8 protein-coding genes are annotated in these 11007 nt (G+C 66.5%); 5 read left to right on the forward strand and 3 right to left on the reverse strand.

Features of this window, described 5'->3' with window-relative positions; translation table 11 throughout:
• Window positions 1-19 precede the first annotated feature (19 nt).
• A complete protein-coding gene (locus GJ634_RS00590) occupies window positions 20-256 on the forward strand; it encodes a hypothetical protein (protein WP_157499899.1) in 237 nt (78 codons plus the stop codon).
• Here GJ634_RS00590 and GJ634_RS00595 read toward each other — a convergent pair.
• Window positions 253-1158, reverse strand: coding sequence for a HEAT repeat domain-containing protein (locus GJ634_RS00595; protein ID WP_157499901.1), 906 nt, complete (start codon window positions 1156-1158; stop codon window positions 253-255). The two genes, GJ634_RS00590 and GJ634_RS00595, sit on opposite strands and share 4 nt — an antisense overlap.
• Window positions 1159-1330: 172 nt before the next feature.
• Here GJ634_RS00595 and GJ634_RS00600 point away from each other — a divergent pair, with 172 nt between their 5' ends.
• Both GJ634_RS00600 and GJ634_RS00605 read left to right on the forward strand, forming a co-directional pair.
• A complete protein-coding gene (locus GJ634_RS00600) occupies window positions 1331-2569 on the forward strand; it encodes a mandelate racemase/muconate lactonizing enzyme family protein (protein ID WP_157499903.1) in 1239 nt (412 codons plus the stop codon).
• 277 nt (window positions 2570-2846) lie between these two features.
• Window positions 2847-3731 carry a fumarylacetoacetate hydrolase family protein gene (locus GJ634_RS00605; protein ID WP_157499905.1) on the forward strand — a complete coding sequence of 295 codons (885 nt, stop codon included), beginning with the start codon at window positions 2847-2849 and terminating at the stop codon, window positions 3729-3731.
• A gap of 70 nt (window positions 3732-3801) precedes the next feature.
• Here GJ634_RS00605 and GJ634_RS00610 read toward each other — a convergent pair whose 3' ends face one another.
• A complete protein-coding gene (locus GJ634_RS00610) occupies window positions 3802-6132 on the reverse strand; it encodes a glycoside hydrolase family 3 N-terminal domain-containing protein (RefSeq protein ID WP_394350858.1) in 2331 nt (776 codons plus the stop codon).
• A 1238-nt stretch (window positions 6133-7370) separates the two neighbouring features.
• Here GJ634_RS00610 and rdfA point away from each other — a divergent pair.
• Both rdfA and GJ634_RS00620 read left to right on the forward strand, forming a co-directional pair.
• Entirely contained in the window at window positions 7371-7985 is a 615-nt protein-coding gene (gene rdfA, locus GJ634_RS00615; protein WP_157499907.1) for a rod-determining factor RdfA, read from the forward strand.
• Between the two features lie 43 nt (window positions 7986-8028).
• The gene (locus tag GJ634_RS00620; protein WP_157499909.1) at window positions 8029-9975 is read left to right on the forward strand and encodes an archaea-specific SMC-related protein; all 1947 of its coding nucleotides are present in this window, start codon (window positions 8029-8031) and stop codon (window positions 9973-9975) included.
• 408 nt (window positions 9976-10383) lie between these two features.
• Here the strand turns inward: GJ634_RS00620 and GJ634_RS15230 are convergent.
• Window positions 10384-11007, reverse strand: a 624-nt coding sequence (locus tag GJ634_RS15230; RefSeq protein ID WP_197425338.1) for a hypothetical protein, incomplete at its 5' end; no start/stop codon positions are given.

Consider the following 11007-nt stretch of genomic DNA (forward strand, 5'->3'; position numbering starts at 1 on the left):
CGTCCGCGACGCTGCCAGTATGTCGAAGACATCGTCCCTACTCGACCTCCTCTGCGCTCACCGGCCGCAGATGAAGGTCGCCCTCGGCGTGCTGATCGCGTGCGCGTTGCTCCTCGGGCTCTCCGCGCTGTTCGTCTCCCCGGGCGACGACGCGTGGTTCATCCTCGTCATCGACGGCGTGCTCGTCGTCGGCGGCATCGGCTTCTTCTCGGTGGCGTACTGGTACTGCACGAAGCGCGCGATGAACGAGAGCTAGGCGTCCGTGAGGAAGGCGGCCGTCTCGCCCGCGAGTTCTCGAACGTCCTCGTTGTCGTCGGTGTCCGCGAGCGTGCGGAGCTTCGGCACCGCGCCGACGTCGCCGAGCCGGCCGATGGCACCGACCGCTCGCGCACGCACGCCGGGGTCCTCGTGGTCGAGGCACTCGCGCAGTTCGTCGCTCACGGGCGCGACGGCTTCCGGGTCCGCCGCGGCCAACTCGCCGAGCGCGTCGATAGCGGGGCCGACGATGTTCGGGTTGTCGTCGTCCAGCAGCGCGGCGAGCGGGTCCACCGCGTCGAAGGCCGACTCGGGCGCCTCCTCGGTGACGGCGACGACGACGTTGACGAGCGTCTGGCGGCCCGAGATGCGGCGCTCGCGTTCCGCTCGCTCGTGCTCGGCGATGGTCTCCCGCGTGGAGGGGTGGTCGACGAACTCCTCGAGGTCCGGCGACTCGTCGGTGGGTTCGGTGTCGCGGACGGCCGCTGCGAGCGCTCGCGCGTGCGGCGCGACGAGGTCGGGCCGTTCGACGACGAGTTTCCCGAACAGCACCGCCGTCGTCAACTGGACGTCCACGATGTCGCTGCTCGCGGCGGCGACCAGCGAGTCCAGCCGCCCGTCGAGGGCGTCCGGGTCGGCGACCGCGACGGCGTCGAGCGTGGAGACGGCGCTCAACCCGACCGCCGCGTTGTCGTCGTCGGGCAGCGCGGCGACGTCGTCGAGCAGCGGGCGCACGGCGTCGACGTCGTCCTCGGCGAGCGATTCGCAGACGTCGACGCCGCGCTGGCGGACCAGCGGGTTCGAGGCGTTCAGTGCCGCTCGCACCTCCGCGACGTCGACGTCGCCTGGGTCGACCGCGTCCGGGTCGACTCCCTCGAGAGGGTCTGTCGAGTTCGTAGCCATGGGCGTACGATGTGCGTCGCGGGGTAAATACGTGCGGGTCACTGCAGGAGTCGAGCAGCCCCCTGTGTGCGCCGCGACGGTCGAGCGCCGGAATCGCGGGCGCTCTGTCGGGAGTGCGAGCCGGTAGCACATCCAAAGTTTTACTATCGGGTTGCGGAATATACGGACGCAAATGGTCGATCACGCGAAGCTCCGCGACCCCAACGCGGAGTACACCATGCGGGACCTCTCCGCAGAGACGATGGGCATCTCCAACGAGCGCGGTGGCGTCCGCGACGCGGAGATCACGGACGTACAGACGACGATGGTCGACGGCAACTACCCGTGGATTCTCGTCCGCGTCTACACGGACGCGGGCGTCGTCGGCACGGGCGAGTCCTACTGGGGCGGCGGCGACACCGCCATCATCGAGCGGATGAAGCCGTTCCTCGTCGGCGAGAATCCCTTAGACATCGACCGCCTCTACGAGCACCTCGTCCAGAAGATGAGCGGCGAGGGCTCCATCTCCGGGAAAGTCATCTCCGCCATCTCCGGCATCGAAATCGCGCTCCACGACGCCGCGGGGAAGCTCCTCGGCGTTCCGGCCTACCAGCTCGTCGGCGGGAAGTACCGCGACGAGGTACGGGTCTACTGTGACCTCCACACCGAGAACGAGGCCGACCCGCAGGCCTGCGCCGCCGAAGCCGAGCGCGTCGTCGAGAACCTCGGCTACGACGCCATCAAGTTCGACCTCGACGTGCCGTCCGGCCACGAGAAGGACCGCGCGAACCGCCACCTCCGCAACCCCGAAATCGACCACAAGGTCGACATCGTGGAGGCGACCACGGAGGCCGTCGGCGACAAGGCCGACGTCGCCTTCGACTGCCACTGGGCGTTCACCGGCGGCTCGGCGAAGCGGCTCGCCAGCGAGCTCGAGGAGTACGACGTCTGGTGGCTCGAAGACCCCGTCCCGCCGGAGAACCACGAGGTCCAGGAGCAGGTCACGAAGTCCACGACGACGCCCATCGCGGTCGGCGAGAACGTCTACCGGAAGCACGGCCAGCGGACGCTGCTGGAGCCGCAGGCCGTCGACATCGTGGCGCCGGACCTGCCGCGCGTCGGCGGGATGCGCGAGACCCGCAAGATTGCGGACCTCGCGGACATGTACTACATCCCCGTGGCGATGCACAACGTCTCCTCGCCCATCGGGACGATGGCGAGCGCTCACGTCGGCGCCGCCATCCCGAACTCGCTGGCGCTGGAGTACCACTCCTACGAGCTCGGCTGGTGGGAGGACCTGGTCGAGGAGGACGACCTCATCGAGGACGGCCGCATGGAGATTCCGGAAGAGCCCGGCCTCGGCCTGACGCTCGACCTCGACGCCGTCGGCGACCACATGGTCGAAGGCGAAACACTCTTCGACGAAGCGTAGCTTCATCGAGCACGCTGGGCTTCGCTCAGCGACGTTCGACGACGCGTAGCTGTACTGAACACGGGACCGACGTCCCGAACGACCGACACGTAACCCTCTGGCTCGCGTCGCACGGCCCGCTGTTCCGGGTCGGCGGCGCCGCGGCGCCCGCGTGCCGGGCGTCGCGTTCTGCCGCTTCTCCGTCGGACCGAATCGCCAGTCCGACAACCGACTATTACCAGTTAGTTCACGGACGGGACGGCGATACTCTTTTAACTACATCGGTGTATCAACGAGTATGCGGTACTATCGACTCCCTAGTAGAGAGCAGGGAACGGACTCGGAGTCCCTCGTCGTCGTCGACGGGGAAGACGACGCCTACGACCTGACGACGGCGTCCGACGACCTCGGGTCGTTCACAGAACTCGCTCGCGCGGCGAACGCCAGCGACCGGTCCATCGACGCCATCGCACAGGACCGAATCCCCGACGCCGACCAGTACGAACTGGACGACGCCGAGCGGGACGCACTCCTCCCGGTCGTCCCCGACGAGGTCTGGGCAGCGGGCGTCACGTACAGCATCAGCGAGGAAGCGCGGAAGGCCGAGAGCGGGAAACCCGAGGTGTACATCGACGTCTACGACAGCGACCGCCCGGAGCTGTTCCTGAAAGCGACCCCCTCCCGGACGGTCGGTCCGAACGACGCTATCGGCGTGCGCGGGGACTCCGAGTGGAACGTCCCCGAGCCCGAACTCGGCGTCGTCCTGCACCGCGAGCAGGTCGTCGGCTACACCATCGGCAACGACGTGTCCAGCCGCGACATCGAGGGCGAGAACCCGCTGTACCTCCCGCAGGCGAAGGTCTACGACCGCTGCTGTTCGCTCGGCCCCTGCGTCGCCACCGGCGACGTCGTCGAAGACCCACACGACCTCGAGATGACGCTCACAATCGAGCGCGACGGCGAGCTCGTCTTCGAAGACGCCACCTCGACGAGCGAGATGGCGACGACCTGTGAGAACCTCGTCGAGTACCTCCGCCGGCACAACAACCTCCCCGAGACCCTCGTCTTGCTCACGGGGACCGCGCTCGTGCCGCCGGACACGTTCACGCTCAACGAAGGCGACGAAGTCACCATCGACATCGACCACATCGGCGAACTCGTCAACGACACCGTCGTCGTCTGACGGGACGCGAAAACACGAAACGACCGCGAGAGTGCGGCGCTAGCTCGACGCTGCGAACGGCGATGAACCGCTATTCTGCGCTTTCGACGTCCGTCTCGGCGAAGTACGTCCGCGCGCCCTCAGGGACGGCCTTCGTCTCGGTGACCTCGAAGCCGGCCGCGTCAGCGATGTCCGCCGCGGAGTGACCGACGCGGAACGCGTACGGCCCCTCCTCGACGGCGAGGTTCATGTCGCGGTCGTGGTACGCCAACTGGGAGGCGTCGACCTCGAAGCTGACGCGCTTGGTCTCGCCCGGGTCGAGGGCGACGCGCTCGAACGCGACGAGCTCCTGCACCGGCCGCGCCTGGTCGGGGTTCTCCGCGCTCGCGTACAACTGGACGACGTCGTGGCCCGCCGTGTCACCGGTGTTCTCGACGGTCACCTCGGCGGTGACGGTGCCGGCCGGCTGGAGTTCGGTCGTGGACAGCGAGAGGTCGCCGTACTCGAAGTCCGTGTAGCTGAGGCCGTGCCCGAACGGGAACAGCGGGTCGGTCTCCGTGTAGACGTACTCCTCGTTGGCGGTGTTCGGCTTCCGGTTGTAGTGGACCGGGAGCTGGCCGACCGACCGCGGAATCGACACCGGGAGGTGGCCGCCGGGGTTGTGCTCGCCGAAGACGACCTCGGCGACGCCCTCGCCGCCGCGCTCGCCGGGCAGCCACGCCTGCAGGACGGCGGGCACCGACTCCACGATGGACTCGATGGAGTGGGGCTTCCCGCTGACGACGACGGTCACGACCGGCGTCCCCGTCTCGTCGACGCGCTCGACGAGCGCCTGCTGGACGCCGGGGAGCCCGAGGTCGACGACGTCACAGCCCTCGCCGCTCGTGGCGACGCTGGGCATGTTGACGCGCTCGCGGTCCGAGTCCGAGAAGTCGACCGCCGAGCGGGCGCCCACGAACACGAGCACGACGTCGGCGTCTTCGGCGGCCTCGGCGGCCGCGTCGAAGTCGTCGGTGTCGGGGCCGGTCGTCGTGCAGCCCTGCTCGTAGCGGACGTCGAAGCCGTACTCGTCGGCGCGCGCCTGCACCGCGTCCAGCGGCGTCGTCGCGTCGAGTTCGACTTCTTCCTCCGGGTAGTGGGCGGGGTACGCGTAGTCGCCCATGAGCTCCTGCGCGTCGTCGGCCTTCGGCCCGACGACCGCCACGGTGTCCGTGTCCTCGCCCGCGAGCGGGAGCAGGTCGTCCTCGTTCTTCAGCAGCGTCATCGACTCCCGGGCCGCGCGCGTCGTGAGCTCGCGGGCTTCCTCGGTGCCGAACGGCTCGGCCGCCGCGTCGGCGTCCACGGTCGGGTCGTCGAGGACGCCCTTCTCGGCTTTCGCGCGCAGCACGCGCCGGACCGCGCGGTCGAGGGTCGCCTCCGAGAGCTCCCCGGCCTCGACGGCGTCCGCGAGGTGTTCGCCGTAGCAGTCCGTGTACGGCAGCTCGACGTCGATGCCGGCTTCGACGGCGGCGACGCCGGCCTCGCGCTCGTCGGCGGCGACGCCGTGCTCGCTGCGGAGGAACTCGACGCTGTAGTAGTCAGAGACGACCGTGCCGTCGAAGCCCCACTCGCCGCGGAGCACGTCCGTCAGCAGCCACTCGTCGCTGGCACAGGGGACGCCGTCGATGTCGTGGTAGGCGTTCATCACGGCCTCGGCGTCGGCCGTGCGGATGGCCGCCTCGAACGGGAACAGGTGCGTCTCGCGGAGTTCCCGACGGCCGACGTTGACCGAACTCCGGTTCTTCCCGCCCTCTCCGGCGCCGTGGCCGGCGAAGTGCTTGAGCGTCGCGGCGATGCCGTCGCCGTCGCCCTGCAGGCCGTCCACGTATCCGCAGGCCATCGCGGCGACCAGGTAGGGGTCCTCGCCGAACGTCTCCTCGACGCGCCCCCACCGGAGGTCTCGCGCGACGTCCAGTACCGGCGAGAGGGCGTGGACGGTCCCGATGGCCTCCAGCTGGTCGCGGATGGTGTCCGTGACCGTCTCGAGGAGGTCCGGCGACCACGTGCTCGCCATCCCGATCATCTGCGGGAACGTCGTGGCCTCCGGCCCCATGTAGCCGCTCAGGCACTCCTCGTGGGGAATCGCGGGGACGCCGAGCCGCGTCTCCTCGCGGAGGTACGCCTGGAGCTCGTTCGTCCGCTCGGCCGCCTCCTCCGGGGCGAGGCTCCCCTCGCCGCCGATGCGGGTGAGGTGGCCGATACCGTTCGAGAGGTGCTCGTCGACGGCCGCTTCGTCGAGCGTGCCGTCCTCGTTCAGGAGCTTCTCGGCGTTCACGGAGCCGAGTTGCGCTGCCTTCTCCTCGACGGTCATCTGCTCGAGGAGTTCGTCTACGCGTCGGTCGGTCGGCGTCTCGGCGACACCGCCGTCTGGGCCAGTTCGCATCAACGGTGTCGTCGCAATCCCCGATATTAATAATTCGGATGTGCGAGCGCCTGACGCACCCCGAGAAGCGCGAGGACAGCGCCAACTAAATTCTGAATGGCAGAACAATACCGGAGACAGGCAGAGTGAAATCCGTACAGAATCAGCGCGAGAAGCCCGTTCTACACCCACAGCTGAAGTTTTCGACCGCCGAAACTCTCGATGTAACGAACAGGATAGTTCTGGATACCAGAACGAAAGTCGCGCACTAGGGAACCCAACCGATACCGCAGAGGTCACCGCAGTATCCGGCTCTTAGCCCGATTTCCAGTTCACACCTCGCAGTCGTTGCACACCGATTCCACGCTCCGAGCTCCGAGAGCGGCGGTACTGGAGTCGCTGGCGCGATGAGAGCGCCCCCTTCCGGTCCAGCTGTTTTCTCCCGCTTCGAGTCGAATCCGACCGTTGAAGTTTGCTATTCCAGAACAGTATCTGACGTCGCCAGGTCGGTCGCCCGTTCGGTGGCCGACGATTCGCCTACGTTCCCAGCCTGTGACTCGGCGACAACCGAGAATTACACCAATACGATTGTAATACCCTGGGTCTCTCAGTTGTCGTTCCACGCGGAACCGCTTATGTAGACGTGAGACGTCGGCTGAAAACAGTGGCTCGCCGTTCCGCACGCGATCGCCGGCGCCGACGATGGGACGTCGTTCGTCGGTCCGACGAACTGGGTGGCGAGTGCGGTTCACATGAACGAGAGTAGAACTAGGCAATAGATGGTCAACTATTTGGTGTTTATCGAGAGTGTAGTGTTACTCGAGACGCTGTGGTCGTACGGGGTTGGTCTCAACGTCACGTAGTACGCCGGTTAACCGACAATATTCGGAGTTCGTCTGACAGCATCAGTTCGGGGTTCGATGCTCGGGTTAGCCCGATAGGCACGGGATCATAGACGCTCGAAGAATTTTTCTCGCCAGTATTGCTTTCGCTGGTCGAGTGTTGGCGTTCTATCGACTGTTCACTCCGTCAGTAGTAATGATTTCTCACGCAATACTCTCCGACAGTTCGTCGTCTCGTTTGCGCCGTCGACGCTCTCCAAAACGTACTCTGTTAGTGATACGACTTTGGTCGAAGTTAGTTCGCGTCGCAGCCTCGCCGACCGACAACGACCGGTCGGATCGCGTCACGAGCGTGCGAGAACCACAGCTCTCGCTTACACCAATACCTTTGTAATGCCGTGGGGTGTACGTGCGGGCATGACTGAGTCGTCGCGGCCGAACAGCAAGGTCGCACGCGTCATCGAGGCGTACGACCTCGGCGGGATGGGCGAACAGCTGGAGGTCGCGTGGACCGGCGAGGACGGCGAACGGACGAGTCTGCGGGACCTCGCCGACGAGTTCAACCGCGCGGTCCTCGACGCCGCTATCCGGCAGTCCGACGGCACCATCGCGGAGACCGACCTCCAGAGCGCGTACCAGACGCTGACCGAGGACGACGTCTCCAGCGCCGACCGCATGCGGAAGCGCCGCGAGCTCGAAGCGATGGGCGTCGACGTCGACGACGTGACCGCGGACTTCGTCACCCACCAGGCCATCCACACGTACCTCACGGAGTACCGGGAGGCCGAACTCCCGGAGGAGTCGGGCGACCCGGAGCAGAAGGCCGAGATGCTCGAACGCCTCCAGGGCCGCACCTCCGCGGTCACCGAGTCGACCATCGACGGACTCGTGGCCAGCGGCGACCTCAGCGAGCGCGACTACGACGTCATCGTCGACGTGCGCGTCATCTGCGGGGACTGCGGTACCGACTACGCCGCCGGGGAACTCCTCCGGCAGGGCGGCTGTGACTGCGGCGCCGGTGCGAGTGAGTGACCGTGACAACACTTAAGCAGTAGCGCCGTCTCGAATGTACTTAATGGCACCACAGCAGACTGCCGAACGTGACGTGCGCGTCCACGCTCGCAACGTCGGCGGCATCGACGAAGCCGAAGTGTCGCTCCCGCCCGGCGTGACCGTGCTCACGGGGCGGAACGCGACCAACCGAACGTCGTTCCTGCAGGCGATCATGGCGGGTCTCGGCAGCGAGCGCGCCACCCTCAAGGGAGACGCCGACGAGGGCGAGGTCGAGCTCCAGGTCGGCGACGAGACCTACACGCGAACGCTCACCCGCAGCGGCGACACCGTCGTCTACGGCGGCGACCCCTACCTCGACGACCCCACGGTCGCCGACCAGTTCGCGTTCCTCCTCGAGAACACGGAAGTCCGGCGGGCCGTCGCGCGCGGCGACGACCTCCGCGAAATCATCATGGACCCGGTCGACACGGAGGAGATCGAGTCCCAGATCCGACAGCTCGAAAACGAGAAGCGGGACCTCGACGACCAGATTCAGGAGTTAGAGCGAATCGAGCACGAACTCCCTGAGCTGGAGGCCGAGAAACAGGACATCGAGGAGGACCTCGAAGCCGCCCGCGAAGAGCTCGCCGAGGTCGAAGCCGAAATCGAGGAGCGCGACGTCAGCCTCGAACAGAGCCGCTCGCAGAAGGAAGCCATCGAGGAGGCCTTCGAGGCGCTGCGGGACGCCCAGTCCGAGCTCGAGGACCTCGAGTTCGACCTCGAAACCGAACAGCAGACCCTCGACGACCTCCGCGACGAGCGCGACCAGCTCGAAGCCGAACTGGACGACGCCGACGAGTTCGACGAGAACCCGGACCACCTCGCCGGCCGCATCGACGAACTCCGCGAGCGCAAGCGCGCCCTCGACGACACCATCAGCCAGCTCGGCAGCGTCATCAGCTTCAACGAGGAGATGCTCGACGGCGAAGGGTTAGACCTCGACGAGTTCGGCGACGACGCCGACACCGACCCGACCCAGCAGCTCCTCGGCGACAGCGAGAACGTCGTCTGCTGGACGTGTGGCTCCGAGGTCGAACGCGACAGCATCGAAGAGACCGTCGACCACCTCCGCGAACTGCGCGCGGAGAAACTCGACGAGCGCAGCGACATCGACGACCAGATCGACGACCTGTCGTCGACGCGCTCGGAGATCCAGCGCCAGCAGCGCGAGCGCGAGCGCACCGAGCGCCGCCTCTCGGAAGTCGAGGCCGAAATCGAGTCCACCGAGCAGCGCATCGACTCCCTCGAGGAGTCCATCGAAGACCAGCGCGAGGAGGTCGAGGAACTCGAAGCCGAGACCGAGGACGCCGGGACGGGCGGCGACTACGACGAGGTGCTGGAGCTCCACCGCAAGTCCAACGAGGTCGAAATCCGCATCGAGCGCCTGGAGAGCGACCTCGAGGACGTCGAGAGCGACATCGAAGAGCACGAGGAGACGCTCGGCGAGCGCGACGAGCTGGTCGAGCGCCGCGAGGAGATCGACGACGAACTCACGGACCTCCGGACGAAGGTCGACCGCATCGAGGAGGAGGCCGTCGAGGAGTTCAACGACCACATGGAGTCCGTGCTCGCCGTCCTGGAGTACGACAACATCGAGCGCATCTGGGTCGAGCGCCGCGAGCGCGAGGTCCGCGAGGGCCGCCACAAGGTCGAGAAGACGACGTTCGACCTCCACATCATCCGCGCGACCGACGACGGTACGTCCTATCGGGACACCATCGACCACCTCTCCGAGAGCGAACGCGAGGTCACCGGACTCGTGTTCGCGCTCGCTGGCTACCTCGTCCACGAGGTCTACGAGGACGTCCCGTTCATGGTGCTTGACTCCCTGGAGGCCATCGACTCCGACCGCATCGCGCGCGTCGTCGAGTACTTCAGCGACTACGCCGACTACCTCACCGTCGCGCTCCTCCCGGAGGACGCCCAGGCGCTCTCCGAGGAGTACACTTACGTCGAGCAGATCAACTGACTGGCGTAGCGAAACTCTATTCAATCACTCTGATAGGAATAGATTTCTATTCTATTTCCGATTATTCTCTTGGCTACCTAAGGTACCTATTGCACCTCGTGCGTTCAGACGGCGATACGCAGACTCGGTTCGACAATATACTCCCTGAAACCGTTTTTTAGCGCTTCTACCCGATATCTCTCGTTGACTTGTCTCGGTCACTCTCGAGCGCAGTTTCCGACGGCTGCAGAACTACCGCTGCCAGCTCAAACGCTCGAAAATCCCCTCAAGCGCGTGAATAACCGAATCTAGGTTAGTTGCGACGACTCGTTCGTTCTTCGATAGATCGACGCTCCGATCTCTGGAGTCGTCGAACGCTGCCAGCAACAAGTCAGCTCTATGTACTACTTCGAAATCCGTGTACTCGACTTACTCGGGCGACGCTCTATGGCGAGCGACCAGCCCGAGCGTCATCAGCACCGACGCCGCGACGATGGCGACGACGGACCACACGAGGAGCTGTCGCGTCACAGTAGGTGCGGTGGCGGCGAGGTCGACGAACAGGCGGACGTCGAGGCCCACCACGAGTACCGCACCGACGACGTCGAAGACGAGGTCGAGTGCGGTGTCCCGGCGACCGTAGTGGACCAGCACGGGTTCGACGTCGTAACGGTCCGCGACAGCGCGCGCGACGAGTTCGCCGAGCTCCCAGCACACGCCCGCGAGGACAGTGTACCCCACGGCAGCGCCCGCGACCACGGTACTGGACGCGGTGTCGCCGTAGGCGACGAGGAGGGCGGCGTAGACGAGGGCGGTCAGCAGCGCCGCTGAGAGCGCGTGCGTCAGGTGGTCCCACCACCAGACCGAATCGTACGGTCCGAGCATCCCGATGGCGTGGAGGAGCCCGGCGACCGCCGCCCAGAGCGCCGAGTTCCGGCGCGACGGAACCCGCGCGACCCGGACCGTGAACCCGGCGGCAGCTGCGACGGCGACGACGGCGACGACCAGCGAGACGGCGGCCGTTGACGGCGGCCGCAGCGTTCTCGCGGCGGA

Source organism: Halobacterium sp. CBA1126, from assembly GCF_009741975.1.
GTDB lineage: Archaea > Halobacteriota > Halobacteria > Halobacteriales > Halobacteriaceae > Halobacterium.

Bases quoted from the DNA above. Each gene is read 5' to 3' on its own strand.
- GJ634_RS00595 (WP_157499901.1), bottom strand. From the start codon at position 1,158: ATGGCTACGAACTCGACAGACCCTCTCGAGGGAGTCGACCCGGACGCG.
- rdfA (WP_157499907.1), top strand. From the start codon at position 7,371: ATGACTGAGTCGTCGCGGCCGAACAGCAAGGTCGCACGCGTCATCGAG.
- GJ634_RS00590 (WP_157499899.1), top strand. From the start codon at position 20: ATGTCGAAGACATCGTCCCTACTCGACCTCCTCTGCGCTCACCGGCCG.
- GJ634_RS00605 (WP_157499905.1), top strand. From the start codon at position 2,847: ATGCGGTACTATCGACTCCCTAGTAGAGAGCAGGGAACGGACTCGGAG.
- GJ634_RS00610 (WP_394350858.1), bottom strand. From the start codon at position 6,132: ATGCGAACTGGCCCAGACGGCGGTGTCGCCGAGACGCCGACCGACCGA.
- GJ634_RS00620 (WP_157499909.1), top strand. From the start codon at position 8,029: ATGGCACCACAGCAGACTGCCGAACGTGACGTGCGCGTCCACGCTCGC.
- GJ634_RS00600 (WP_157499903.1), top strand. From the start codon at position 1,331: ATGGTCGATCACGCGAAGCTCCGCGACCCCAACGCGGAGTACACCATG.